Source organism: Streptomyces sp. NBC_00203 (genome assembly GCF_045206325.1).
Classification (GTDB): domain Bacteria; phylum Actinomycetota; class Actinomycetes; order Streptomycetales; family Streptomycetaceae; genus Streptomyces; species Streptomyces lutosisoli.
Genome location: NZ_CP108126.1, coordinates 3,197,209 through 3,222,250 on the forward strand (window position 1 = coordinate 3,197,209; position 25,042 = coordinate 3,222,250).

Consider the following 25,042-nt stretch of genomic DNA (forward strand, 5'->3'; position numbering starts at 1 on the left):
CCGCCGCACGCCTTCACGCCGTCCCGCACTCGAACCACACCACCTTGCCACTCCTGCCCCTGGACTCCACTCCCCATTTGTCAGCCATCGCCTCCAGCAGGACGAGCCCCCGGCCGTTCTCGGCGTCTTCCGTCAACCCACCTCGCACGAACGGCTGTTGAGCACATCCGTCAGACACCTCCACCCGCACCCCCGCCTCCAGCCGCAGCACCAGCAACTCACAACGCCGGTCCGGCACATGCCGTACGACATTGGCGACCAGCTCGGTGACGCCGAGCTCCACGGCGTCGGTCAGCGGCGCCAACTCCCACTCGTCCAGCAGCGACCGGACGATACGGCGAATGTGCCGCGCCGAGTGCTCACCGACGGTGAGGCGCATGGCGTACTGGGCGAGGCGGGGGCCCAGGAGGGTGGGGGGAAAGTATTCGTTCACGGTACGAGGCTGACCTCGCGCGACTACTCTGGGCTACGGTTCAGATACAACAGGTCCCGCAGTGGGCCGAGTTGCGCGAGAAGGGGCCGTACGTGACCCACATCAACGTCCTCGACCCGGGAGCCTCACCGCTCGACTACTACGGGTTCGAACTGCGCCGGTACCGGGAAGCCGCCGGGCTGACGCAGAAACAGCTCGGCGACATCGTCAACTACACGGGTTCGCTGGTCGGGCAGATCGAGACGGCCAGGAAGCTGCCTACGCCGGAGTTCAGCGAGCGGGTGGATGTCGCGCTGGGGACCGGTGGGTTGTTGTCGCGACTCGTCGACCTGGTGATGCGTAGTCAACTTCCGGCCTGGTTCCAACAGGTCGCGGAGTTGGAGGCGCGGGCCACCGAGATCTGCACCTTCCAGCTGCACATGGTCCACGGTCTCCTCCAGACCGAGGCGTATGTGCGTGCCGTGCTCGGCGCGCTGGACCAGACGAACCTCGACGACCGCACCGCCGTGCGGCTGGCCCGTCAGCGCATCTTCGAGAAGGAGGTGCCGCCGGTCCTGTGGGCGGTCATCAGCGAGGCCGCCCTGTACCAGGAGATCGGCGGCCCGGAGACCATGCGGGGGCAACTGGCCCACCTGTTGTCGTTCGAGAGCAATCCCCGGATCAACATCCAGGTGCTGCCGTTCTCGGCCGGAGCTCACGCGGGGCTCCAAGGCTCATTCAACCTCTATCGCTTCGCGAGCGACCCGGACATCGTCTACACCGAGGGCTACGGCAGCGGGCATCCGACCGCCAACCCGGACACCGTCAAGGACTGTTCGCTCCGTTACGATCATCTTCAGGCCGCCGCGCTCTCCCTCAAGGACTCGGCGGAGCTGATCCGGCGCGTAATGGAGGAACGCTATGGCGAACACCGCGATTCCGACGGGGATCCAGTGGCGTAAGTCCAGCTACAGCGGCGACCAGGGCGGCGACTGCGTCGAGTGCGCACCGCTCGGCACCGACCTGGCCTGGCGCAAGTCGACGTACAGCAGCGACCAGGGCGGCGAATGCGTCGAGATCGCCGAAGCCCCCTGCACCACCACCATCGCCATCCGAGACTCCAAAAACCCGGCGGGGCCCACCCTCACCCTGGACCCCGCCGCGTTCACCACCTTCGTCAACTGGACGACTACAGGCGACTACAACCGCTGAATGATCGTGCCGGTGGCCAACCCGCCCCCCGCACACATCGTGATCAGCGCGAACTCCTTGTCCCGGCGCTCCAGTTCATGCAGGGCGGTCGTGATCAGCCGCGCCCCCGTCGCCCCCACCGGGTGCCCGAGCGCGATCGCACCGCCATTCACGTTCACCTTCTCCAGGTCCTGCTCGAAGACCTGCGCCCAGCTCAACACCACTGAAGCGAACGCCTCGTTGATCTCCACGAGGTCGATGTCCTTCAGGGACATCCCGGCCTTGCCCAGAACAGCCCGCGTCGCGTCGATCGGCCCGTCCAGGTGGAAGTGCGGGTCGGCGCCGACCAGTGCCTGGGCGACGATCCGGGCGCGCGGCCGGAGCTTCAGGGCGCGTGCCATCCGCTTGGACGCCCACAGGATGGCCGACGCACCGTCAGAGATCTGTGACGAGTTGCCCGCTGTGTGGATGGCGGTCGGCATCACCGGCTTCAGCCTCGCCAGACCCTCCATGGTCGTGTCGCGGAGCCCCTCATCGCGGTCGACGAGCCGCCACATGCCCTGCCCCGCCCGTTGCTCGTCCTCCGTCGTGGGCACCTGGACGGCGAAGGTCTCCCTCTTGAACCGCTCCTCGGACCAGGCGATGGCGGCGCGCTCCTGCGAGATGAGCCCCAGCGAGTCGACGTTCTCGCGCGTCAGGCCGCGGTGGCGGGCGATCCGCTCCGCCGCCTCGAACTGATTCGGCAGGTCAACGTTCCACTCATCCGGGAACGGCTTCCCGGGCCCGTGCTTGGACCCCGAGCCCAGCGGCACCCGGGACATCGCCTCGATGCCGCAGCTGATGCCGACGTCGATGACGCCCGCCGCGACCATGTTGGCGACCATGTGTGAGGCCTGCTGCGAGGAGCCGCACTGGCAGTCGACGGTCGTGGCCGCGGTCTCGTAGGGCAGGCCCATCGTCAGCCAGGCCGTGCGCGCGGGGTTCATGGACTGTTCGCCGGCGTGGGTCACCGTGCCGCCGACGATCTGCTCGACGCAGTCGGCGTGGATGCCGGTGCGGCCGAGGAGTTCACGGTAGGTCTCGCCCAGGAGGTAGGCGGGGTGGAGGTTGGCGAGCGCGCCGCCGCGCTTGCCGATGGGGGTGCGTACGGCTTCGACGATCACGGGTTCCGCGGCCATGGGGGCTAGTCCTCTCCTCAGGCCTGTCCTGCGGCCAGGCCCTGCTGACCCGCGCAGCGCGGGGCGTCCCGGCCCACCCACCGCGCAGAACTAGTACGCGTTCTAGTTCTCAGTGCAGTCTGCTGACAGCGTGTCCACAACCGCAAGGGTCTTGCAGGCTCCGAAGTTGCGATCTGCACGAATCCCGCACGCAATTCGAGACGCCGCGCCCCTTGCTACTTGTAGAACCCGTTACTACCTTCACGACACAAATTCCTGATGGACCGTCAGACGGCGGGAGTTGCCGATGCCCTGTCCAGCGCTGCCCGACGGGTTCGATTTCACCGACCCCGATGTGCTGCACCACCGCGTGCCCCTCCCGGAGTTCGCCGAGCTGCGCCGGGTCGAACCCGTCCACTGGATCCCGCAGCAGCCCGGCATCGCCGGCTTCGAGGACGACGGCTACTGGGCCGTCACCCGGCACGCGGACGTCAAGTACGTCTCCACGCACCCCGAACTCTTCTCCTCGTTCCTCAACACCGCCGTCATCCGCTTCAACGAGCACATCCAGCGCGAACAGATAGAAGTGCAGCGGCTGATCATGCTCAACATGGACCCGCCCGAGCACACCCGGGTCCGCCAGATCGTGCAGCGCGGCTTCACCCCGCGCGCGATCCGTTCCCTGGAGGCCGCCCTGCGCGCCCGCGCCGGTTCGATCGTCGAGAGCGCGCTCGCGGGCGCGGGCCCGGACGGCGGCTTCGACTTCGTCACCCAGGTCGCCTGCGAACTGCCCCTCCAGGCCATCGCCGAGCTCATCGGCGTCCCGCAGGACGACCGCGCCAAGATCTTCGACTGGTCCAACAAGATGGTGGCGTACGACGATCCGGAGTACGCGATCACCGAGGAGATCGGCGCCGAGTCGGCCACCGAGCTCATCTCGTACGCGATGAACATGGCCGCGGACCGCAAGCAGTGCCCCGCCAAGGACATCGTCAGCACGCTGGTGGCGGCCGAGGACGAAGGGAACCTGGCCTCCGACGAGTTCGGCTTCTTCGTGCTGCTGCTGGCCGTCGCGGGCAACGAGACGACCCGCAACGCCATCACGCACGGCATGCACGCCTTCCTCACCCACCCCGAGGCGTGGGACCTCTACAAGAGGGAGCGCCCGAAGACCACCGCCGAGGAGATCGTCCGCTGGGCGACCCCCGTCGTCTCCTTCCAGCGCACCGCGACCCAGGACACCGAACTGGGCGGGCAGCAGATCAAGAAGGGCGACCGCGTCGGCATCTTCTACTCCTCCGCCAACAACGACCCCGAGGTGTTCGAGCGCCCCGAGGTCTTCGACATCACCCGCGACCCCAACCCGCACCTCGGCTTCGGCGGCGGAGGCCCGCACTTCTGCCTCGGCAAGTCCCTGGCCACCCTGGAGATCGACCTCATCTTCAACGCGATAGCCGACGCGATGCCGAACCTCCGCCTCGCCGGCGACCCGCGCCGCCTGCGCTCCGCCTGGCTGAACGGCGTCAAGGAGCTTCAGGTCAACGCCGGTTGAGCTGCCAGCCAGTTGAGGTACTCGGGCCGACGGCCTCCCGGTATCCGTCGGCCCGTCTCGCGGGAGGCAGGGGCATCCCCCCTACGCCCTGCTCCTGCCTCCCCCGTGACGAACCTCCTCACCGCCGATGAACGTTTCCAGTCCGTTTCCCGTCTTCACTCGTGGCACAGCAAACCCACACCTTCGAAGACTTCGAACGGAAACGCGCGCCGTGGTCCACGCCGAACTGGCCGATCTGCACCCCGTCCGGCAGGACCCCGCGGCCGAACCCCGGAACGGCCGCTTCCGCCGCTTCCGCCGTCTCCACCCCGTCCGCACGTTCTGGCACCGCCACCGCCTCCCGCTGCTCGCCACCCTGCCCACGCTTCCGCTGTACGCAGTGTGGTGGGCGTACCTCGCCACCGGCGGCGGCGATCTCGCGGCCCAGGAGGCCTGGGCCGGGTTCGCTTCGCGGAACGGCGGATCGGCGTACAACCTGTTCTGGTACGGCGGGATGCACACCGCCAACTACAGCCTGATCTCGCCGTATCTGATGGCCGCGCTCGGGGTGCGCGCGGTAACGGTGGTCTCCGGGCTCGCCGCCACCTGGCTGGCCGCCGTGCTGATCGGGCGCACGGGCATACGACGGCCGGTGAGCCCGGCACTGCTCGCCGCGCTCGCGCTGTGGTGCGACGTCGCGTCGGGGCGGACGACCTTCGCGCTCGGCGTCGCCCTGGGACTCGCCGCCTGTGTACCGCTGGTGCGCGAGCGGCGCGTGCTGCTGGCGGTGGCGTACGCGACGCTCGCCACGATGGCGAGCCCGGTGGCCGGCCTGTTCCTGGCGGTGGTGGGCGCCGCGTATCTCGCCGTACGGGACCGGGTGCGGGCCTGCGCCCTGATGGTGCCGCCGGGTGTCGTGGTCGGGGCGACGACGCTGCTGTTCCCGTTCAACGGTGAACAGTTGATGCCGTGCGCCCGGATCTGGCCGCCCGTGCTGCTCGGGCTGACCGTGGCCGTGCTGGCCCCGCGGGGCTGGCGGGTGGCCCGGTGGAGCGGTGCCGTCTACGCGGCCGGGACCGTCCTGACGTATCTGATCCCCTCGCCGGTCGGCACGAACGTCGAGCGGTTCGCGGAGCTGTTCGCGCCGGCCGTGTTGCTCGCGGTGCTGCTGGGCGCGCCCCGGCTCCGGAGGGTGCGGCGCAGCGCGCTGATCGTGGCGCTGGTGTTCTCGCTCGCCTGGGTCGGCAACAAGACCGTCGACGACCTTGAGGTATCGACGGTCGTACCGGCCTGGGCCGCCGACACACACGGAGTGGTCGGAGCCCTTGAGGCGCTCCACGCCGACCGCGGCCGGGTCGAGGTGGTCCCGGCCCGCAACCACCGCGAGGCCACCCTGCTCGCCCCGCATGTGAACCTGGCGCGAGGCTGGAACCGCCAGATGGACATGGAGCGCGGCCGGATCTTCTACGACGGCACCTTCTCGGAGGCGGCCTACCGGGCCTGGCTGGACCGCTGGGCGGTCGGCTATGTCGTCCTGCCGTCGGGCAGGCCGGACGGCTACGCGGAGGCCGAGGCGCGTCTGGTGAGGACCCGGCCTGCGTGGCTGGAGCCGGTGTGGAACGACGCGCACTGGCGGGTGTTCCGGGTGCACGCGGCGGTGCCGCTGGTGTCGGCGCCCGCCTCCGTCGTGCGGACCACGAGCGCCGAGATCGATGTGCGGATGCCGAGGCCCGGCTCGGTGACCGTGCGGGTCGCGTACTCGCCGTGGCTGCGCGCCGAGGGCGGCTGCCTGGAGAAGGCCGGTGAGTTCACGCGACTGACGGTGGCCGAGCCGGGGGCGTACCGGATCAGCTCGGAGTACGACCCGCCGCCGGGACGGGCTCTTTCGTGCTGACCGCGCCGTCCTGCACGGGTTTCGCCGACGTCCGGGGCCGGGGGCCCTGGAGCAGATGGGTCAGGCCGAAGCCCGCGCTCACGACCACGGCGCCGCCCACCGCGTCCAGCACCCAGTGGTTGCCGGTGGCCACGATCGCGGAGACCGTGAAGAGCGGGTGCAGCAGGCCGAGTGCCTTCATCCACCACTTGGGCGCCAGGATCGCGATGACGAGCCCGCACCACAGGGACCAGCCGAAGTGCAGCGAGGGCATCGCCGCGTACTGGTTCGTCAGCGCGGTCAGCGTGCCGTAGTCCGGCTTGGAGAAGTCCTGCACGCCGTGCACGGTGTCGATGACGCCGAGGCCCGGCAGCAGCCGCGGCGGGGCGAGCGGGAAGAGCCAGAAGCCGACGAGCGCGAACAGGGTGGCGAAGCCGAGCGCCGAGCGCGCCCAGCGGTAGTCGCCGGGGCGGCGGACGTACAGCACAGCGAGGACGGTGAGCGGGACGACGAAGTGGAACGACTCGTAGTAGAAGTCGAAGAAGTCCCGCAGGAAGCCGACCTTCACCACCGCGTGGTTGGCCCAGTGCTCGATGTCGATGTGCAGGAACCGCTCGATGGCGAGTATCTGCTCGCCGTGGTGCTCGGCGGTGGCCCGGCCGCCCGCGTTGGTGCCGCCCGTCGCCGCGAGCCTGACCTGCTGGTAGGCGGAGTAGCCGACGCGGATCAGGAGCAGTTCGAGCAGCAGGTTCGGGCGGCTGAGGACACGGCCGAGGAACGGGAGCAGCGGCACCCGCTTGAAGCGGGTCGGCACCGGCTTGGCGAAGTCGGTGGGGATGGGCGTCTGGTAGTACTCGGAGGTGCGGGACAGGAACGGCACGATCGTGGCGGCGGCGAGCGCGGCCAGCAGCACCACGTTGTCGCGCAGCGGATAGAGCGACGCCATGTTCGGCAGCATCATCTTCGCGGGCAGCGTCATGACGAGGATGACGGCGACGGGCCACATGGAGCGGTCAGAGGTCTTCTTGCCGACCCGGCCGACCATCGCGAGCAGCACCCACAGCAGTTGGTGCTGCCAGGTCGTGGGCGAGACGGCGACGGCGACACAGCCGGTGACCGCCACGGCGAGCAGCAGCTGCCCGTCCCGCGCGTAGCGCACGGCGCGGCGCAGGCCGACGTACGCGACGGCCGCGCCGAGGGCCAGGAACAGGCCGATCTCCAGCGGGCCGGTGAGGCCGAACCGCAGCAGCGCGCCGTGCAGGGACTGGTTGGCGAGGTCGTCGGCGTCCTTGCCGAGGCCGACGCCCGCCAGGTGGTGCACCCAGTAGGTGCTGGAGTCGTGCGGCATCGCGGCCCAGGCGAGCGCGGTGAGGGCGGCGAAGCTGACCCCGGTGGACTCGGCCGCGCGGCGCCGCCCGGTGAACCAGAGCAGCGGTGCGAAGAGCAGCACGGTCGGCTGCAGCGCCGCCGCGAGGCCGATCAGGGCACCGCTGGCGCGCTCCCCGCGCACGGCGAAGCAGCCGAGCAGGACGAGCAGCACGGGGATGATGCTGGTCTGGCCGAGGTACAGGGCGTTGCGCACCGGCAGCGACAGCATCAGCAGGCTTATGGCGACCGGTGCCGCGAGCAGCGACGTACGCCGGCTCACGGGCTGCGGCAGGGCGCGCGCGGCGACCATGCCGAGCGCGACGACCAGCAGCAGCGTGCCGAAGGTCCAGCCCCAGCCGAGGACCTGTTCGGCCGCCCGGGTGAGCGGCTTGAGGACGAGTCCGCCGAAGGGAGTACCGGTGAACTGCGTCGAGTCGTACAGCGAGCCCTTCACATGCAGGACGCCGTCCGTTCCGACCCAGGTCTCCAGGTCCGTCAGCCGATCCCCCTCGGGGGTGCTGAGGACGACGGCGACCTGCCGCACCGCCAGGATGGCGGCGATCACCCACAGCCCGATACGGACGGCTCGCAGCCGTTCTCTCGCCGTGTCGACAGCCCCCGCCCCGAAAGGATTTCCCGTTCGTCCGCCGTGCTCCACATTCGCCACGCCCCGTCGGCCTCCCGCCGCGTTCGTCCCGAAGTTCCCGTACGTTTCCCGTGCGCCCGATCGCTGTCCCGACCCTATGAGGCTCGCACTGCCCCCGGAGACAGACGCAGGCAACCCCCTCTTTACCTCACGTCCTCCCACCTTTTGTCCGGATGACGATAGTGCGCGAACGGTTCGGTTCCCCCCTTACTTCGCACCACAGGCCTCAGATGGATCACCGACAGACCCGCGAAAGCGGACTCCCGGGCCGGGAACCGTAGCCTCCGCCGTGCCGTCTGAGACCCTGTCCGACGGCACGGCGGAAGGCTGCGAGGAATGGTGCGGGGGATGGTTCGGGGGATGTCCGGCAGGATGCGGACGGGCTGGTCACACGCGGTACGAGGGCGGCTGCTGGTCGTCGTACTGGCGCTGCTGGGGCTCCAGTTGGGCTCCCTGGTGGCACCGGCCTACGCCTGCGGGTGCGGCGCGATGGTGCCGGACGGCAATCGGCATGTCACGGTGAGCCGCGAGATGTCCGCCGTCCGCTGGGACGGCCGCCAGGAGCAGATCGTGATGAGCCTGACGGTCTCCGGGGACGCCCACAAGGCGGCGTGGATCATGCCGGTCCCGCACCGGGCGACGGTGAAGCTGGGCGACAGCGCGCTCTTCGAGCAGCTCGGCGAGGCGACCGCGCCCGAGTACCGCACCCGCCACTACTTCTGGCCGGACAATGGCGACTGGCCCTTCGCCGACGACGACACGAGCGGGGACGCCGCCCCACGGGCCGCCGGGACGGCACCCTCCGTGGGCGTCGTCGGCCGCGAGCGCCTCGGCCCCTTCGACGTCGCCCGCCTCACCGCCACCGACTCCGACGCCCTCGGCAAGTGGCTCGCCGACAACGGATTCACCCTCCCCGACCGCCTGAACGAGGCCCTGCGCCCGTACGTCGACGACGGCTGGGAGTACGTGGCGGTCCGGCTGGCCCCGGAAGACACGGACACCCCGCTCGGCGGCACCCTCGACCCGCTCCACCTCACCTTCGCCAGCGACAAGCTGGTCTATCCGATGCGGCTCTCGCGCCTGGCGAGCACCCCGCAGTCCCTCGGCCTGTACATCCTCGCCGCGCACCGCATGGAGCCGGCGTCGGCGATCGGCGGGAACAGCCCGGTGGTCTCGTACGCGGGCCGCGTCACCACGGCCTCGGGCCCGCTGTCCGAGCTCGCGGCCGGTGGCACGGGCTTCCTCACCGCCCTCGACCAGGAGTTCCCGCAGCCGTCGACCATCTCGGGCGACCACGTACTGCGGCGCACGGCGACGGACACGACGTACCGTCAAGTCATCTACGAGGACCAGCTGCTGAAGGTCGGCGGGATCCCGGCGTGGCTGCTGACGGTGACCGCCGTGGTGCTGGCGGCGGCCGTGACCCTGACGATGGGCGTACGGGCCCGCAGGCGCCGCCCGGTGCTGCCGCCCCCGCCGGTGCAGGCGCCGCCGCCGATCGGCTGACGCCGAGGGTGAACACCCGGAAACCCGCTGACAATCACCAGCGCCCGGGACTAGATTCACGGGGGACTAGTTAGCGCATCTAACTAGGCATACGAAAGGCATGGTGCATGAGCGAGTCGCAGCTGTGGAACGACGTCGACGACTACTTCACCTCCCTCCTCGCCCCCGCCGACGACACCCTGGCCGCCGCGCTGCGCGACAGCGACGCGGCCGGGCTGCCGCACATCAACGTCGCCCCGAACCAGGGCAAGCTGCTCCAGCTCCTCGCCGAGATCCAGGGCGCCCGCCGCATCCTGGAGATCGGCACGCTCGGCGGCTACAGCACGATCTGGCTGGGCCGCGCCCTCCCGGCCGACGGCCGCCTGATCACCTTCGAGTACGACCCCGCACACGCCGAGGTCGCCCGCGGCAACCTCGCCCGGGCCGGCCTCGACAAGATCGCCGAGGTGCGGGTGGGCCCCGCACTGGAGTCGCTGCCGAAGCTGGCCGAGGAGAACCCGGAACCGTTCGACTTCGTCTTCATCGACGCGGACAAGGTGAACAACCCGCACTACATCGAGTGGGCCCTCAAGCTCACCCGGCCCGGCAGCCTGATCGTCCTCGACAACGTCGCACGGGAAGGCCGGGTCACCGACGCGGACAGCACCGCCGGGGACGTCCAGGGCACCCGGGCCGCGCTCGAACTGATCGCCGCCCACCCGAAGTTGAGCGGTACGGCGATCCAGACGGTGGGCAGCAAGGGCTACGACGGCTTCGCGCTGGCACGCGTGCTGGCATAACACGTCGGGGCCAGGGGCTGGGGCTTAGGGGCTTAGGGGGCTTCGTGATAGAAGCCCACGTTGACGGTGCGCGGGCCGGTGCGGTCCTGTATGACGAGTTCTCCGGAACTGCCCGCGGGAAGCTTGGCCGTCCCGCCGTACGGAAAGGTCTGGGGCGGCTGGCCGGCCAGCGTCAGCCGCACCTCGGCGGAGGGCTCGGGATGCGAGCCGCGCAGCCACGTGACCTGCCAGGAGCCGTCCGGGCCGCACAGGAACTCCAGGTGCACCCGGGACACGAACAGCCAGTCGTCGGGGGTCGCGAGACGGCACACGGCCCGGTCCCGGCCCACCCGGAGCATGGCACCGGGGTCGCTCGGCGCGTCGGCCATCAGCATCCCGGCCGTCGCACCCGCGTCCGCCCCGGACACCGAGGCCATGGTGAGTTCGAGCACGCGTGCTCCTTCTAGGTCGTCCTGGTCCAATTGTCCTTGAGCGGGGCGTGGTTGGCGCACCGCCGCCGCATGATAATTCGACCGATAGCTCCTCCGTGCGACCTCCGGCACAATGGACTCATGACCGAGCGAAAGCCACCCGGTGTCAGCTTCGAGTCCTGGATCGACCGACAGATCCGCGAGGCGCAGGCGCGCGGCGAGTTCGCGGAACTCCCCGGCGCGGGCAAGCCGCTGCCGCACATCACCGACACGTCGTACGACGAACTGTGGTGGATCAAGCAGAAGATGGCCCGCGAGGGCCTGTCCGTCCTGCCGCCCACCCTCGCCCTGCGCAAGGAAGCGGAGGACGCCCTCGCGGCGGCCGCCACGGCCCCCTCGGAGCCGGCCGTGCGCCGCATCGTCGAGGACATCAACGCCAAGATCCGCGAAATGATGTTCAAGCCCCCGCCCGGGCCTCCGCTGGGCCTCAAGCCCTACGACGTGGAGAAGATCGTGCGGGAGTGGCGGGAGCGGCGGGAGGGGTAAGCACCCCCCAGGGCCACTGGAGGGCCCTAATTCGCTTGCGGGGCGGATACGACACCTCCCGACAATGACCGTCATGACCCGCACCCCCACGACGGCTTCCTGGACCGTCGCCCCCGAACCCTTCGACTCCCCCGTGGCCGCCGCGCTGTGGCGGGCGTACTACACGGAGGTCAGCGACCGCTGGTATCTGCTGCACGAGGGGCGCAGGACGGACCCCGACGAGCTGGAGCGCGAGGTCGCCGCGCAGACGGGGGCCGACTTCACGGCGCCCGCCGGGGTGCTGCTGGTCGCGCGGTACGACGGCGAGCCCGGGGGCACGGCGGGCGTGCGGATGCTGGACGCCACGACGGGCGAGCTGTGCCGTGTCTTCGTCCGCGAGGAGCTGCGCGGCAAGGGCGGCGGCCCCGTGCTGCTCGCGGCGGCCGAGGAGGCGGCGCGCGGCATGGGCGCGGAGCGACTGATCCTGGACACCCGCAGCGACCTCGTGGAGGCCCGCGCGCTGTACGCCCGGCACGGGTACGCCGAGACCGAGGCGCACAACGACGGCATGTACGCCGAGCACTGGTTCAGGAAAGCCCTGACCGGCTGATCCTCACACCTGACACCTCACGCGGGATTCGTCTGCGGCCGGGGCACCGTCCCGTCGTGCGGGCGTTCCGCGTCGGAGCCGCACATCTCGTTGTTCAGCTCCTCGACCAGCTGGGTCAGGTCGGTCGGGCGGTCCGGACCCCACCAGTCGCCGAGCAGCTCGGCCAGGGACTCCTCACGGGCCATGGCGAGTCTGCCGGCGGCCTCGCGGCCCTCGTCGGTCAGGACCAGGTCGAGTCCCTCGCGGAGGGCGAGCCGGCGCTCCTCGAGCTGCCGGGCGGCGGCGAGGATGACGTGCAGCGGTACGGCACTGCGCTCGGCGAGCTCCGCGGGCTCGGCCCACCCGTACTTCTTGATCCGCAGCAGCAGCCAGCTCGCGGCGGGCAGCAGGTCGTAGCCGGCCCGCGCGGTGATCGTCTCGTAGATCTCGCGCTTCCCCTCCCGGGTGCCGAGCAGGGACAGTGCCCGGCACACCTCGTCGTACGACGACCGCTCCACGGGATTGCTGGCGAGCGTCTCCGTGACGTCCGGCGCCGTGACCGACCCGCGCAGCTTGTCCTCGCGCAGGAACCACGCCAGGACGAAACCGACGACGGCGACCGGGGCGGCGTACAGGAACACATCCGTGATGGCCGACGCGTACGCGTGCAGGACGGGCTCCCGCAGCGAGGACGGCAGCTCGGCGATGCCCTTCGGATCGGCCTTCAAGCTGTCCGGGCTGATGCCCGCGGGAAGCTGCTGCCCGCTGAGCGCGACCGTCAGCTTGTCGCCGAGGCGGCTCGCGAAGACCGTGCCGAAGATGGCGACGCCGAACGAGGCGCCGATGGAGCGGAAGAAGGTCGCACCCGAGGTGGCGACGCCCAGATCCTCGTACGACACCGCGTTCTGCACGATCAGGACCAGCACCTGCATGACCAGGCCGAGGCCCAGACCGAAGACGAAGAAGTACGAGCTCATCTCGCCGGTACTGCTGTTCTCGTCGAGCTGGTGGAGCAGCAGCAGTCCGATGGCCGTGACCGCCGTGCCCGCGATGGGGAAAACCTTCCAGCGGCCGGTTCGGCTGACGATCTGTCCGGAGACCGTGGAGGAGATCAGCAGACCGAACACCATCGGCAGCATGTGCACGCCGGACATGGTGGGCGACACACCCTGGACGACCTGGAGGAAGGTCGGCAGATACGTCATCGCGCCGAACATCGCGAAGCCGACGATGAAGCTGATGACGGCGGAGAGCGTGAAGGTGCGGATGCGGAAAAGTTTGAGCGGGAGGACGGGTTCGGCGGCCCGCTGCTCCACGGCGACGAACGCCACGGCCAGTACCACGCCGAGGACCGCGAGCCCGATGATCTGGGCCGATCCCCAGTCCCAGGTGGTGCCGCCGAGCGAGGCGACCAGGACCAGGCAGGTCGCGACGGCGGCGATGAGGAAGGTGCCGAGGTAGTCGATGACGTGGTGGGCCGACTTCTTGGGGATGTGCAGGACCGCCGCGATCACGACGAGCGCGACCACGCCGACGGGCAGGTTGATGTAGAACACCCAGCGCCAGCTCAGATGCTCGGTGAAGAGCCCGCCGAGCAACGGCCCGAGCACGCTGGTCGCCCCGAACACGGCGCCGAACAGCCCTTGGTACTTCCCGCGCTCTCTCGGCGGAACGATGTCACCGACGATCGCCATCGACAGCACCATGAGCCCGCCGCCGCCGAGCCCTTGCAGCGCCCGGAAGCCGATCAGCTCGCCCATGTTCTGCGACATGCCGCACAGCGCGGACCCGATCAGGAAGATCACGATGGCGGTCTGGAACAGCTTCTTCCGGCCGTACTGGTCGCCGAGTTTGCCCCACAGCGGGGTCGCCGCGGTCGACGCGAGCAGATACGCGGTGACCACCCAGGACAGGTGCTCCAGCCCGCCGAGGTCGCTGACGATGGTCGGCAGCGCGGTCGACACGATCGTCTGGTCTAGGGCGGCGAGCAGCATGCCGAGCAGCAGTGCGCCGATCGAGACGAAGACGCTGCCGTGCGTGGTGTCCCGGGCGTCGACGGCGGCCGCGGCGCGACGCCGCTCGGCCGACTTGTTCACCCCGGCCGGCCCGTCCGCGCGGTCCGCGTCCAGGCCGTGCGCGTCCCCGGTCATACGGCCTCCTTGAGCCCCCGAGGTCTCGGTCACCCTCCATCCTGGCGGCTGTGGCCGGTTATGGCCTGTTGAGCCGTACGGAGCCCTCCGAAGCCCTGCGGAGGGCGATATTCCGGGACTCCGGGGAGATTGCGTGAGGGACTTGCGGATAACCTCGGGAGTTCTCCAGGGGGGAGGGACCCACGCGTGACTGAACCGAACGGGCATGTCTGCCCCGAGTGCGCGGCACCTCGCGCACCGGACGGCACCCCGTCCTGCGCCTGCACACAACGGGCGTCCGACGCCTTGCGCGACGCCCGCACGGCGGAGGCCGCCGCGGCGGAGGACTTCGACCCACTGCGGATCCGGCCTTACGTGGAGCTGGGGGCGGAGGTGCCCACGGCGCCGGAGGGGGCGAGACCCGCCGACGACGCGTCCGCGGCCACCATGCGCCTGACCGCGCTGCCGTCAGCACTGCCGTCCGCGCCACAGGCCGCCGACGTACACCTGTTCCCTGAACAGCCCCCAGAGCCCCGCTCGACGGCCCTCCCGGCCGAACGGCCTCGGCGCCGGGGGCGCACCGCCGTCCTGGCCGTCGCCGGAGCCGTCGTGACCGTCGTGGCCGCGGCGGGCCTCGCGAGCGGGCTGTTCTCGTACGACACGCCGGCACGCGACGGTGCACTGCCGGAGGACGTACGGGCAAGCGTGCCGGACGCGTCGTCCAAGGCACCCTCGGTGTCGCCGACGTCGCCCAGCACGAAGACCACGGCACCGGTGCCGGTGGCCCCGGCCCCCTCGCACAGCGCGAGCGCATCGCCGTCGGCATCCGAGTCGAGCACGTCCGCGTCACCGTCCCGGTCGGCCACCCCGACGCCTACGACGACAAGCGCGAGCCCGACCAGCTCCGCGACAGCCACCCGCGACGGTTCCGACGAACGCCGCGTACAGACCCTGCGACGCGGCGACAAGGGCCCCGAGGTCACCGAACTCCAGCAGCGCCTGACCCAGTTGGCGCTCTACACCGGCGACGACAACGGCAGGTTCGACAACCAGGTCGAGGACGCCGTCAGCCGCTACCAGTGGGCGCGGGGCATCACGGGCGACGAGCAGGGGGTGTACGGCACGGCTACGCGCGCGAGCCTGGAGGCGGAGACGACGGAGCCGTGACTGGTGGGGTGCGGTTCGGTTCGGCGGCGTTGTGGGTCGGGGCCGCGCCGGTACGTCCAGCCCGTCGCCGGTGGGCATTACTGCTTGCTGCCACAGCATGAACTTGCCCATAACCACGTATGCGACGGGCTTTGGACGTACCGGCACGGCCCCTTCCGTACGCTGCCGGGTGCGGGTCCGTGGGGCCCAAAAAGATTGCGCAGTTCCCCGCGCCCCTGAAGAGAGTTCGGCTGCGGGCCGGTGGGGGCTGGTCGCGCAGTTCCCCGCGCCCCTAAAGAGCGGGGCTTCGCCCCGCTATCCCCCTCCCGCCCCGGGGGCGATGGGGCGCAGCCCCGAGCCGTCAGGGGCGCGGGGAACTGCGCGCCCAGCCCCCACCCACCCGCACCCGACACACAACCGAACGGGGTCGAAGGGGCAGAGCCCCTGGAGGATGGGACGGGTAGGGGCGGCGGGGGCGAAAACCGCACTCAGCCGTCGATGCGCAGCCGAATCGTGCCGTCCCCGCCGAACTCGACCCGCACCTGCGTAAGGTCCCGCACAAGAACATCCGGCCGATGGAACCCCGCCCGAGGCCCAACCCCGACAACCTTCATCCCCGCAGCCTTCCCCGCCGCGATCCCCGCCCCGGAGTCCTCGAAGACCACACACTCCTCAGGCGCAACACCCAACTCGGCGGCCCCCTTGAGAAACCCCTCAGGATCCGGCTTGCTCGCACCCACGGACTCAGCGGTCACCCGCACGTCAGGCAGCTCAAGCCCGGCGGCAGCCATCCGCGCACTGGACAGAGCCACATCCGCCGAGGTCACCAACGCGTGCGGCACCCCGACGAGGGACGCCAGAAACTCCGAGGCACCCGGAATCGCGACCACGCCATCCATGTCGGCGGTCTCCTCGGCAAGCATCCGCGCATTGTCCGCGTGGTTCTGCTCCATGGGCCGGTGCGGCAGCAGCACCGCCATCGAGGCGTATCCCTGCCTGCCGTGCACGACCTTCATGACCTCGCCCCCGTCCAGCCCGTTCCGGTCGGCCCAGCGCCGCCAGCAGCGCTCGACGACGGCGTCCGAGTTGACGAGGGTGCCGTCCATGTCGAGCAGGAGGGCGCGGGCGGTCAGAACGGTGGTGGCCGTCATCGGCATGCTCCAAGACGCGGGAAAGGGGGCCAAGGCGTGGCCCCCGGGACAAGGCGGCCCCGCCCGCCGGTCAGGGAGTGCGGGCGGGAGCCACTTTGTTCCCCCACGATACAAAACGAACCCCCCACAGCGCCACCACGTCTGACCTGGCCTTCAACGACCCCGACCACACAGAGCCACCGCCACAACACCCCAGGTCCACCACCCCGACACCACACGGACACCAAAACGAACTCACAGCCGGCAACACACGGGGGCCCCACCCACCCCCAGCCGGCACGGCGACGCACCCGCACCCGGCCCCGACCCCCAACGGACGAACCGCCCGCCCAGCCAGGGACCGCACCACCCAACCTCAGCCCGCCACAGCCTCGTACAGACTCCAAACCCCCAGCCCCAGCATCAGCACCGCCGCCACCTTCGTGATCAACTCCAACGGCACCCTCTTCATCAGAGCCCGACCCCCCACAATGCCCAGCCCAGCCACCGCCCAGAGCGCAAGCACCGCCCCGAGGCCGACGGAGAGCGGATCGTCGTAGCGCGCCGCGAGGTTGGCCGTCATGATCTGGGTGAGGTCGCCGAACTCGGCGACCAGGATGAGCATGAAGCCCGCCCCCGAGACCTTCCAGAAGCTCTGGTTCTGGGGCTTGCGGATCTCCTCCTCGTCCTCCCCCTTCTTCATCAGCAGCACCGCGGCGCCACCGAGGAACAGGACACCGGTCAGCGCATGCACGATCTGCTGCGGCAGCAGGGTCAGGACACTGCCCGCCGCGACGGCGAGCGCGACATGGAGGGCGAAGGCGGCGGCGACACCGGCGAAGACGTACGAGGCGCGGTAGCGCGTGCCGAGGACGAGGCCGGCGAGCGCGGTCTTGTCCGGCAGCTCGGCAAGGAAGACGACGCCGAAGACGAGCGCCATCACGCTGAAGCTGATCAAAATTCCTCAATCGGTCGGGCTGCCCCACCGAGAGTGCGGTAACTGCGCTGCGACACCTCGGCACGGCAGCGCACAGCGGCGCCCGTACCTGGAGGTACGGGCAGGAGCACCCACGCCGAATGACGGCACGGGCGGTGCACTGCTTGCCGAAGGTCTCGCTGGCCGGCCCCTCGAACGAGGCTTGCCTCCGGGCGCCGGCTCAGACGAGCTGAGCAGTATGTCGACGGTCCGGCGAAGAGCTACTCCCCTTCTGCGCCGTCCATACTACGTGACCGCTCAACCAACCCCACAGGGCCGAAAGTCCCGTCATCAACCTTGTCATGTCATGAACGCGTCACTAACTTCTTACCGAACGCACACCTTCCGGCAACACGACGCCGCAAGCATTCCCTCGCTCGCACTCCAACGCCCCCACACCCCAAGGGAGTTCGCATGCCAAAGGTCTACGCGCGTCGACGGCTGAGCATACTCGCCGCCTTCACGGGCCTGATAGCCATGGCCGGAGTTTTCAACGGCCCGACCGCCTCCGCCGCACTGCCCACCCCGGTCAGCGCCGCCACCGCCCGCACCTACCTCGCGTCCCTCGACGTCGCGACGGAGAGCCGCACCGGCTACGACCGCGATCTCTTCCCGACCTGGATCACCATCAGCGGCACCTGCAACACCCGCGAGTACGTCCTCAAGCGCGACGGTACGAACGTCGTCACCAACTCCGCCTGCACGGCCACCAGCGGCAGCTGGTACTCGGTCTACGACGGCGCCACCTGGACCGCCGCGTCCGACCTGGACATCGACCACCTCGTGCCGCTGGCCGAGGCCTGGGACTCCGGCGCGAGCGCCTGGACCACCGCCCAGCGCCAGGCGTTCGCCAACGACGTGACCCGCCCGCAGCTCATCGCCGTCACGGACAACGTGAACCAGTCCAAGAGCGACCAGGACCCGGCCGAGTGGATGCCCCCGCTCACCTCGTACGCCTGCACGTACGTCCGCGCCTGGGTCCAGGTGAAGTACTACTACGACCTCTCGGTCGACTCCGCGGAGAAGAGCAAGCTGAGCTCGGTCCTCAGCGGCTGCTGACCCGCAGGTCACTGCCCCGCGGCTGTCACCGACCGGCGGCAGCCCATCCGCTCCGGTCCCCACCCCCCACAGAAACCGGCGCAGTTCCCGGAACCTCCCCGCTCATCTCCGTCGTTCCGTACCGTACGGGGCGACGGAGGAGGGTGATCACATGGCGGAGCTGCGCCTGGGACCGCTGCTGAGGTACGTCGACGGCTCGTCCGCGACCTTCTGGGTCGAGGCGAGCCGTCCGTGCGTCGTCGAGGTGCGGTGCGCCGACGGGGCCCGCGGCGAGATGCGCACCTTCCAAATCGCGGGCCACCACTACGCGTTGGTGCCGGTGAGCGGACTGACGCCGGGCACGGCGTCCTCGTACGAGATCCTGCTGGACGGCGCCACCGTCTGGCCGCTGCCCGACTCCCCCTTCCCGCCCTCGGTCGTCCACACCCCCGACGGGGACGCCGCCGTCCGCGTCACCTTCGGCTCCTGCCGCTGGGCCGCGCCTCCGGCGGACGAGAAGGATCCGGTGGGGCCCGACGCCCTGGACACCCTCGCGGCGCGCATCGCCACGGCGCCCGACGGTGAACGCCCGGACGTACTGCTGCTGTTGGGCGACCAGGTGTACGCGGACGAGGTGTCGAACGCGACCCGTGCGTGGATCGCCGCGCGCCGGGGGCTGGCGGACCCCCCGGGCAACCAGGTGGCGGACTACGAGGAGTACACCCGCCTCTACTACGAATCCTGGCTCGACCCCGAGATCCGCTGGCTCCTGTCCACCGTGCCCAGTTGCATGATCTTCGACGACCACGACGTCATCGACGACTGGAACACCAGCGCCTCCTGGCTCGCCGACATCCGCGCCACCCCGTGGTGGCGTGAGCGGGTGCTGAGCGGCCTGATGTCGTACTGGGTCCATCAGCACCTCGGCAACCTCTCCCCGCGCGAGCTGTCCGAGGATCTGCTGTACGCGGCGGTGCGCGAGACGCGTGACGGCACGGACGTCCTGCGCGCCTTCGCCGCCCACGCCGACACCGACCCCTCCTCCGTCCGCTGGAGCTACCGCCGCGACTTCGGCCGCACCCGCGTCCTCATGGTCGACACCCGCGCCGCCCGCGTCCTGGAGGAGCACCGCCGCGCGATGCTCGACCCGGGGGAGGCGCGGTGGCTCCGGGAGCAGGCGCTGGACGCGCCCGGTTCGTACGACCATCTCCTCATAGGCACCTCCCTGCCCTGGCTGCTGCCCCCGCTCGTGCACGACGCCGAGGCGTGGAACGCGGCGCTGTGCCGGGGGGAGCGGGGTGCGCGGTGGGCGCGGTTCGGGGAGGATCTGCGGCGGCGGGCCGATCTGGAGCACTGGGCGGCGTTTCCGGAGTCGTTCGAGGCGTTGACGGAGTTGATAGCGGAGGCGGGGTCGGGGGCCGAGGCGCCGGCGACGGTGTGTGTGCTGTCGGGGGACGTCCACCACGCGTACATCGCCGAGCCGTCCTGGCCCGATCCCGGCCGACGGCCCGACGCCCGGGTCGTCCAGCTGACCTGCTCCCCCGTCCACAACTCCATCCCGCTCTCCATACGCCTCGGTTTCCGCTTCGGCTGGAGCGCGCTGGGGCGGGCGATAGGCCACCGGTTCGCCCGGCACGGCCGCTGCGCGCACCCGGCCGTCGACTGGCGCAAGACCGGCGGGCCCTGGTTCGGCAACCAGTTGATGACGCTGACCCTGCGCGGGCGTTCCGCGTCGCTGCGGCTCGAACAGGCGCGGATCGTGCGCGGCGGAGGGGGAGGCGGGGGAGGCAAGAGTGCCCGCAGCGCGCGGCTGGAGACCGTGGAAGAGTCCGAACTCACCCCGCAATAGGCCGATTCTGTACGGTTGTTGCGTGCGTTGCCCACGTTGCCCCTGATGCTCGTGACGCATCCCACACCCGGCGCCGATCATCCGCTCCGGGGCTCGGCTCCCGCACCGTACGACGGCATGATGATGCGGACCGTCCGCTTCCAGTGGGCGGTTTGCTGCCATGCGCCCCACACGCCCGGGAGTCATACCTTTGTCCGCAGCGCCTTCCCCCTCGCCCGGGACCACCCACGTCTCCGTCGCCCTCGTCGGCGCGGGCCCGCGCGGCACCAGCGTGCTGGAACGCCTCTGCGCGTCCGCACCGGAGCTTCTCGCGCCGGGCGCACGGCTGACGGTGCACGTCGTCGATCCGGCGCCGCCCGGGCCCGGCCGCGTCTGGCGCACCGCACAGTCCCCGCATCTGCTGATGAACACCGTGGCCTCACAGGTGACCCTCTTCACCGACGAGAGCGTGGACTGCTCGGGGCCGATATGCCCGGGGCCGAGCCTGCACGCCTGGGCGGACGGCGAGTTGGGCCCCGACGACTATCCGACCCGGGCCCAGTACGGCCGCTATCTGGAGTGGGTCTTCCGCGAGGCGGTGCGCGCGGCGCCGGACGCGGTGCGGGTCGAGGTGCACACCGCCCGTGCGATACGGCTCGACGACGCGTCCGACGGCCACCAGACCCTCACCCTCTCCACCGGCCGCACCCTGTCGGGGCTCGCCGCCGTGGTCCTCGCGCAGGGCCATCTGCCGGTGCTCGCGGACCCCGCGGAACAGCGCCTGGCCGCGTACGCCGAGCGGCACGGCCTGCGTCACATCCCGCCCGCCAACCCGGCCGACGTCGATCTCTCCCCGCTCGCCCCCGGCGAACCGGTGCTGCTGCGCGGTCTGGGCCTCAACTTCTTCGACCACATGGCCCTGCTGACCACGGGCCGCGGCGGCTGTTTCGTCCGGTCCGACGAGGGCCTGCGCTATCTGCCCTCGGGCGAGGAGCCCCGGCTGTACGCCGGTTCGCGCCGCGGCATCCCGTACCAGGCGCGCGGCGACAACGCGAAGGGCCCGTACGGCCGTCATACCCCGCTCGTCCTCACCGACGACGCGATCTCCGGCTTCCGCAAGCGCGCGGACTCCGGTGACGCGCCCGACTTCCTGCGCGAGATATGGCCGTTGGTCGCCAAGGAGGTGGAAACGGTCTACTACGAGGGGCTGTTGAGGCGTTCCGCGCGGCGATCCCAGCAGCCGGAACTCCCGGACCTCTCGAACCACCCGGACCTCCCGGACCTCCCTGAAGTCCCGGACTCCCCGGATCTCAGGGATTTCAGGGACCGCTTCCTCGCCGTCCCCCACCACGACCCCCAAGAGGCCGCCCTCCTCGACGAGTTCGGCATCGCGCCCGCCGACCGCTGGTCCTGGGACCGCTTGTCACGCCCGTACGCCGGACACTCCTTCTCCGGCCCCGGCGCCTGGCGGACGTGGCTGCTCGGCCGGCTGCGCGAGGACGCCGGGCAGGCCGCGCTCGGAAATGTCGAGGGACCGCTGAAGGCCGCCCTCGACGTGCTGCGCGATCTGCGCAACGAGCTGCGGAAGATCGTGGACCACGGCGGACTGTCGGGCGATTCGCGCCGGGCCCACCTGGACCGTTGGTATACGCCGCTGAACGCCTTCCTCTCCATCGGCCCGCCCCGGCGGCGCGTCGAGGAGATGGCCGCGCTGATCGAGGCGGGCGTCCTGGACGTCCTCGGTCCACGTCTTGAGGTGCGGGCGGAGGACGGGGCCTGGGTCGCGCACTCCCCCGACGTGCCGGGTTCGGTCGTACGAACGACGACGCTCGTGGAAGCGCGGCTACCGGAACCGGATGTGCGAAGGTCCGCCGACGAACTCCTCGGCCGGCTGCTGAAGACGGGCCAGTGCCGCCCGCACACCGTCGACGGTTACGAAACCGGAGGACTGGACGTAACACCGCGCCCTTACCGTCTGATCGACCGTCAAGGCCGTTCGCACACACGGCGGTTCGCGTTCGGGGTGCCCACGGAGGGCGTGCACTGGGTGACCGCCGCCGGGGCCAGACCAGGAGTGGATTCGGTCACGCTTTCGGACGCCGACGCGGTGGCGCGGGCCGCGCTACGTGCGGCGATGGCGCAAACGGAACCGCAAGCGGAATCAGACCCCTGGCCGAATGTTGAACTTGCAAGTATTGATTAGGTTCGCCTAACGTTGACGACTCACTCGGTTCCGTCCCCACGATCCGGTCCCCCACGGACCGGACCCGACCGAAGGAGTCACCCCCCATGACCGGACGCCTCAACAGCGCCCAGCCCTACGCCATCGGCCTGTTCCGCATCGTCGTCGGCCTGCTCTTCGCCGTGCACGGCGCCGCTTCCCTCTTCGGCGTGCTCGGCGGCGCCGCGGGCACCAACGGCGGCACCATCGCCGCCGGCACCTGGCCCGGCTGGTACGCGGCCGTGATCCAGCTCGTCGCCGGCACCCTCGTGCTGCTCGGCCTCGGCACCCGCGCCGCGGCGTTCATCGCGTCGGGCTCGATGGCGTACGCCTACTTCGACGTGCACCAGTCGATGGCCCTGTGGCCGATCCAGAACGGCGGCGAGCTCTCCGTGCTGTTCTGCTGGACCATGCTCCTGCTCGTCTTCACCGGCTCCGGCGCGCTCGGCCTCGACCAGCTGTTCGCCGGCCGCACGGCCCCGGCCACCGAGGACAAGCGGGCCTCCGAGCCCGTCGCGGCCTGATCCACTCGCCCCGACAGCGCCCCGCCTCCTCGCGCAGGAGGCGGGGCGCTGTCGTGCTGCCACACACGGTGCCGTGCCCAAGCGGGGCTGAATGAACGTGATGTGAAAGACACATGAGCCCCCCGTGGATCTCCTGTCACACCCGCCGCGTACGCTGTATGGCTGTTACAGGCCGTCCCTGCCGCTCCCCGCGACATCGCGGCGTGGTCGTGCCTACGGGGGATTTCAGGGGAGTGTTTCGGTGCTGGAGAGTGTGGGGTCGCTGACGGGCAGCCCATGGATCTACGCGGCGGTGGCCGTGTCCGTTCTTCTTGATGTGTTCCTGCCGGTCCTGCCGAGCGGCGTCCTGGTCATCACGGCGGCCACGGCCGCGGCCGGCTCCGCCACCGGCGCCGTCGAGCACGCCGTGCCCGACATCCTGATGCTCACCCTCTGCGCCGCCACCGCCTCCGTCCTCGGCGACCTGGTGGCGTACCGCCTGGCCTGGCGCGGCGGCGAGCGTCTGGACCGCGCCATCGCCCGCTCCCGCCGCCTGACCAGCGCGCAGGAACGTCTCGGCGTGGCCCTCTCGCGCGGCGGCGGCGCCCTGGTCGTCCTCGCCCGCTTCGCCCCGGCCGGCCGCTCGGTCGTCTCGCTCGGCGCCGGCGCGGCCCACCGCCGCGTCCGCGAGTTCCTGCCCTGGTCCATCCTCGCGGGCCTGGTCTGGGCCGTGTACAGCGTCGCCCTCGGCTACTTCGGCGGCCAGTGGCTGGGCGCGACCTGGCTGGCCACGGGGGTGTCGTTCGGCGCACTGCTGGCGGCGGGCACGGGAGCGGCGTTCCTGATGCGCCGACCGGCGGTCCAGGAGTCGGCCAACCAGGCCTAGGCCCGCTGCGCCGCCCCGCGTACCTCCAGGCCGCCCAGCAGTTCGGCCGTGGCCGCCGCGATCGCCTCCACCGCCTGGTCGAAGACCTCACGGTTGTGGGCGGCAGGGGCCCGGAAGCCGGACACCTTGCGGACGTACTGGAGAGCGGCGGCGCGGATCTCCTCCTCGGTGGCCTCTTCGGGGAGCACGGGCGGTCGGAGCGTCTTGATACTGCGGCACATACGTCCAGTCTCGCGCGTCCGCCCCCGTCCTGGCCCGGGAATCGGACCGGGAATCAGTCCGGGAATTGGACCGACTCCCGGACCGGAATCGGACCGGGAATAGGGCCGCGCACCTGCCGATTGTGCAGAGCATGACCACTGTGAAGATCACTTACGTCGGCGGCCCGACGGCCGTCATCGAGCTCGGCGGGGTACGCCTGCTCACCGACCCGACCTTCGACGCTCCCGGCGACTACCCCATAGGCGCCCGCAAGCTGGTGAAGACGGCCGGACCCGCGCTCCCGGCCGCGGAGATCGGCGTGGTCGACGCCGTCCTGCTTTCGCACGACCAGCACCCGGACAACCTCGACACCTCGGGGCGTACGTATCTCGCGGGCGCCCCCGTGACCCTGTCGACGGCATCGGCGTACGACCGTATCGGCGCGCCGGTGCGGGCCCTGCCCTCCTGGGAGCACGTCGAGCTGCCGCGCCCCGACGGCGGCGTGCTGCGGGTGACCGCCGTGCCCGCGCAGCACGGCCCCGACGGCTCGGAGCCGATCGTGGGTGAGGTGACCGGCTTCGTGCTGTCCGGGGACGGGCTGCCCAAGGTGTACGTGAGCGGCGACAACGCCTCCCTGGAGGTCGTACGTGATATCGCCGGCCGGGAGGGTCCGTTCGACGTGGCTGTGCTGTTCGCGGGCGCTGCCCGCACGCCGCTGGTGCCGGACGCCCCGCTGACCCTGACGAGCGAGGACGCAGCGCGCGCGGCCGGGATTCTCGGCGCCGGCCATGTCGTGCCGCTGCACTTCGAGCACTGGGGCCACTTCACCCAGGACGGCTCCACGCTGACGAAGGCCTTCGCGGAGGCCGGGCTCACGGACCGGCTGCACCTGCTGGAGCCGGGGGCTTCCGTACAGCTGCCGTAACTCCCTCTCATCGCCTCAACTCCGTCATCACCCTCATCGCCCCAGTATTTCCTTGGGGTTGGGCAAGCTCTT

General features: G+C 70.6%; 23 protein-coding genes. 15 read left to right on the plus strand and 8 right to left on the minus strand.

Features of this window, described 5'->3' with window-relative positions; all coding sequences use genetic code 11:
- Positions 1-13 precede the first annotated feature (13 nt).
- The gene (locus tag OG975_RS14540; protein WP_406329559.1) at positions 14-433 is read right to left on the minus strand and encodes an ATP-binding protein; all 420 of its coding nucleotides are present in this window, start codon (positions 431-433) and stop codon (positions 14-16) included.
- A 92-nt stretch (positions 434-525) separates the two neighbouring features.
- Between OG975_RS14540 and OG975_RS14545 the strand changes: the two genes are divergently transcribed.
- On the plus strand, positions 526-1,374 hold the full coding sequence (locus tag OG975_RS14545; RefSeq protein ID WP_406329560.1) for a helix-turn-helix domain-containing protein: 849 nt from the start codon (positions 526-528) through the stop codon (positions 1,372-1,374).
- A complete protein-coding gene (locus OG975_RS14550; RefSeq protein WP_406329561.1) occupies positions 1,334-1,624 on the plus strand; it encodes a DUF397 domain-containing protein in 291 nt (96 codons plus the stop codon). Before OG975_RS14545 ends, OG975_RS14550 begins: the two co-directional genes overlap by 41 nt.
- Here OG975_RS14550 and OG975_RS14555 read toward each other — a convergent pair.
- Positions 1,612-2,781, minus strand: a complete 1,170-nt coding sequence (locus tag OG975_RS14555) for a steroid 3-ketoacyl-CoA thiolase (RefSeq protein ID WP_406329562.1) — start codon at positions 2,779-2,781, stop codon at positions 1,612-1,614. The genes OG975_RS14550 and OG975_RS14555 overlap by 13 nt on opposite strands.
- A 286-nt stretch (positions 2,782-3,067) precedes the next feature.
- On the opposite strand from OG975_RS14555, the gene OG975_RS14560 reads away from it, so the two are divergent.
- Together OG975_RS14560 and OG975_RS14565 are read left to right on the plus strand one after the other, a co-directional pair.
- The gene (locus tag OG975_RS14560; RefSeq protein ID WP_406329563.1) at positions 3,068-4,312 is read left to right on the plus strand and encodes a cytochrome P450; all 1,245 of its coding nucleotides are present in this window, start codon (positions 3,068-3,070) and stop codon (positions 4,310-4,312) included.
- A 211-nt stretch (positions 4,313-4,523) separates the two neighbouring features.
- Positions 4,524-6,185 (plus strand): hypothetical protein, encoded by a 1,662-nt coding sequence (locus OG975_RS14565; protein ID WP_406329564.1) that lies wholly within the window; start codon positions 4,524-4,526, stop codon positions 6,183-6,185.
- On the opposite strand, the gene OG975_RS14570 is transcribed toward OG975_RS14565, so the two are convergent.
- Positions 6,139-8,199, minus strand: coding sequence for a bifunctional glycosyltransferase 87/phosphatase PAP2 family protein (locus OG975_RS14570; RefSeq protein ID WP_406329565.1), 2,061 nt, complete (start codon positions 8,197-8,199; stop codon positions 6,139-6,141). The two genes, OG975_RS14565 and OG975_RS14570, sit on opposite strands and share 47 nt — an antisense overlap.
- A gap of 339 nt (positions 8,200-8,538) precedes the next feature.
- Here OG975_RS14570 and OG975_RS14575 point away from each other — a divergent pair, with 339 nt between their 5' ends.
- Both OG975_RS14575 and OG975_RS14580 read left to right on the plus strand, forming a co-directional pair.
- Positions 8,539-9,684, plus strand: a complete 1,146-nt coding sequence (locus tag OG975_RS14575; protein WP_406329566.1) for a DUF2330 domain-containing protein — start codon at positions 8,539-8,541, stop codon at positions 9,682-9,684.
- 107 nt (positions 9,685-9,791) lie between these two features.
- On the plus strand, positions 9,792-10,463 hold the full coding sequence (locus OG975_RS14580; RefSeq protein WP_406329567.1) for an O-methyltransferase: 672 nt from the start codon (positions 9,792-9,794) through the stop codon (positions 10,461-10,463).
- A gap of 32 nt (positions 10,464-10,495) precedes the next feature.
- Here the strand turns inward: OG975_RS14580 and OG975_RS14585 are convergent, their stop codons facing one another.
- Positions 10,496-10,894, minus strand: coding sequence for a hypothetical protein (locus tag OG975_RS14585; protein WP_369258497.1), 399 nt, complete (start codon positions 10,892-10,894; stop codon positions 10,496-10,498).
- 120 nt (positions 10,895-11,014) lie between these two features.
- Here OG975_RS14585 and OG975_RS14590 point away from each other — a divergent pair, with 120 nt between their 5' ends.
- Both OG975_RS14590 and OG975_RS14595 read left to right on the plus strand, forming a co-directional pair.
- Complete coding sequence (locus OG975_RS14590) at positions 11,015-11,419, plus strand: DUF1992 domain-containing protein (protein ID WP_406329568.1); 405 nt, start codon at positions 11,015-11,017, stop codon at positions 11,417-11,419.
- A 73-nt stretch (positions 11,420-11,492) separates the two neighbouring features.
- Positions 11,493-12,008: a GNAT family N-acetyltransferase gene (locus OG975_RS14595; protein ID WP_406329569.1), complete on the plus strand. Its 516-nt coding sequence runs from the start codon at positions 11,493-11,495 to the stop codon at positions 12,006-12,008.
- 17 nt (positions 12,009-12,025) lie between these two features.
- Here OG975_RS14595 and OG975_RS14600 read toward each other — a convergent pair whose 3' ends face one another.
- Positions 12,026-14,137, minus strand: coding sequence for a DHA2 family efflux MFS transporter permease subunit (locus OG975_RS14600; RefSeq protein WP_406329570.1), 2,112 nt, complete (start codon positions 14,135-14,137; stop codon positions 12,026-12,028).
- Positions 14,138-14,323: 186 nt separating this feature from the next.
- On the opposite strand from OG975_RS14600, the gene OG975_RS14605 reads away from it, so the two are divergent.
- On the plus strand, positions 14,324-15,283 hold the full coding sequence (locus tag OG975_RS14605) for a peptidoglycan-binding protein (protein ID WP_406329571.1): 960 nt from the start codon (positions 14,324-14,326) through the stop codon (positions 15,281-15,283).
- A 467-nt stretch (positions 15,284-15,750) separates the two neighbouring features.
- Here OG975_RS14605 and OG975_RS14610 read toward each other — a convergent pair whose 3' ends face one another.
- Positions 15,751-16,419, minus strand: a complete 669-nt coding sequence (locus OG975_RS14610; RefSeq protein WP_406329573.1) for an HAD-IA family hydrolase — start codon at positions 16,417-16,419, stop codon at positions 15,751-15,753.
- Positions 16,420-16,768: 349 nt separating this feature from the next.
- Positions 16,769-17,350, minus strand: coding sequence for a TMEM165/GDT1 family protein (locus OG975_RS14615; RefSeq protein ID WP_406329574.1), 582 nt, complete (start codon positions 17,348-17,350; stop codon positions 16,769-16,771).
- Positions 17,351-17,782: 432 nt separating this feature from the next.
- Between OG975_RS14615 and OG975_RS14620 the strand changes: the two genes are divergently transcribed.
- From OG975_RS14620 to OG975_RS14640, 5 genes are all read left to right on the plus strand, one after another.
- Entirely contained in the window at positions 17,783-18,427 is a 645-nt protein-coding gene (locus OG975_RS14620; protein ID WP_406329576.1) for an HNH endonuclease family protein, read from the plus strand.
- 151 nt (positions 18,428-18,578) lie between these two features.
- Positions 18,579-20,255, plus strand: coding sequence for an alkaline phosphatase D family protein (locus tag OG975_RS14625; RefSeq protein WP_406329577.1), 1,677 nt, complete (start codon positions 18,579-18,581; stop codon positions 20,253-20,255).
- Between the two features lie 160 nt (positions 20,256-20,415).
- Positions 20,416-22,437: an FAD/NAD(P)-binding protein gene (locus OG975_RS14630; protein ID WP_406329578.1), complete on the plus strand. Its 2,022-nt coding sequence runs from the start codon at positions 20,416-20,418 to the stop codon at positions 22,435-22,437.
- Between the two features lie 86 nt (positions 22,438-22,523).
- Positions 22,524-22,979, plus strand: a complete 456-nt coding sequence (locus tag OG975_RS14635; protein ID WP_406329579.1) for a DoxX family protein — start codon at positions 22,524-22,526, stop codon at positions 22,977-22,979.
- 241 nt (positions 22,980-23,220) lie between these two features.
- A complete protein-coding gene (locus OG975_RS14640) occupies positions 23,221-23,844 on the plus strand; it encodes a DedA family protein (RefSeq protein ID WP_406329580.1) in 624 nt (207 codons plus the stop codon).
- Here the strand turns inward: OG975_RS14640 and OG975_RS14645 are convergent.
- Positions 23,841-24,065: a DUF2277 domain-containing protein gene (locus OG975_RS14645; RefSeq protein ID WP_406329581.1), complete on the minus strand. Its 225-nt coding sequence runs from the start codon at positions 24,063-24,065 to the stop codon at positions 23,841-23,843. The genes OG975_RS14640 and OG975_RS14645 overlap by 4 nt on opposite strands.
- A 131-nt stretch (positions 24,066-24,196) precedes the next feature.
- Here OG975_RS14645 and OG975_RS14650 point away from each other — a divergent pair, with 131 nt between their 5' ends.
- Entirely contained in the window at positions 24,197-24,970 is a 774-nt protein-coding gene (locus OG975_RS14650; protein WP_406329582.1) for an MBL fold metallo-hydrolase, read from the plus strand.
- Positions 24,971-25,042 lie beyond the last annotated feature (72 nt).

What these genes read in the sequence shown, in the direction of transcription:
- OG975_RS14555 (WP_406329562.1), bottom strand. Translation starts at nt 2,781, where the DNA reads ATGGCCGCGGAACCCGTGATCGTCGAAGCCGTACGCACCCCCATCGGC.
- OG975_RS14580 (WP_406329567.1), top strand. Translation starts at nt 9,792, where the DNA reads ATGAGCGAGTCGCAGCTGTGGAACGACGTCGACGACTACTTCACCTCC.
- OG975_RS14595 (WP_406329569.1), top strand. Translation starts at nt 11,493, where the DNA reads ATGACCCGCACCCCCACGACGGCTTCCTGGACCGTCGCCCCCGAACCC.
- OG975_RS14610 (WP_406329573.1), bottom strand. Translation starts at nt 16,419, where the DNA reads ATGCCGATGACGGCCACCACCGTTCTGACCGCCCGCGCCCTCCTGCTC.
- OG975_RS14550 (WP_406329561.1), top strand. Translation starts at nt 1,334, where the DNA reads ATGGCGAACACCGCGATTCCGACGGGGATCCAGTGGCGTAAGTCCAGC.
- OG975_RS14620 (WP_406329576.1), top strand. Translation starts at nt 17,783, where the DNA reads ATGCCAAAGGTCTACGCGCGTCGACGGCTGAGCATACTCGCCGCCTTC.
- OG975_RS14635 (WP_406329579.1), top strand. Translation starts at nt 22,524, where the DNA reads ATGACCGGACGCCTCAACAGCGCCCAGCCCTACGCCATCGGCCTGTTC.
- OG975_RS14630 (WP_406329578.1), top strand. Translation starts at nt 20,416, where the DNA reads ATGCGCCCCACACGCCCGGGAGTCATACCTTTGTCCGCAGCGCCTTCC.
- OG975_RS14560 (WP_406329563.1), top strand. Translation starts at nt 3,068, where the DNA reads ATGCCCTGTCCAGCGCTGCCCGACGGGTTCGATTTCACCGACCCCGAT.
- OG975_RS14590 (WP_406329568.1), top strand. Translation starts at nt 11,015, where the DNA reads ATGACCGAGCGAAAGCCACCCGGTGTCAGCTTCGAGTCCTGGATCGAC.
- OG975_RS14645 (WP_406329581.1), bottom strand. Translation starts at nt 24,065, where the DNA reads ATGTGCCGCAGTATCAAGACGCTCCGACCGCCCGTGCTCCCCGAAGAG.
- OG975_RS14600 (WP_406329570.1), bottom strand. Translation starts at nt 14,137, where the DNA reads ATGACCGGGGACGCGCACGGCCTGGACGCGGACCGCGCGGACGGGCCG.
- OG975_RS14650 (WP_406329582.1), top strand. Translation starts at nt 24,197, where the DNA reads ATGACCACTGTGAAGATCACTTACGTCGGCGGCCCGACGGCCGTCATC.
- OG975_RS14575 (WP_406329566.1), top strand. Translation starts at nt 8,539, where the DNA reads ATGTCCGGCAGGATGCGGACGGGCTGGTCACACGCGGTACGAGGGCGG.
- OG975_RS14625 (WP_406329577.1), top strand. Translation starts at nt 18,579, where the DNA reads ATGGCGGAGCTGCGCCTGGGACCGCTGCTGAGGTACGTCGACGGCTCG.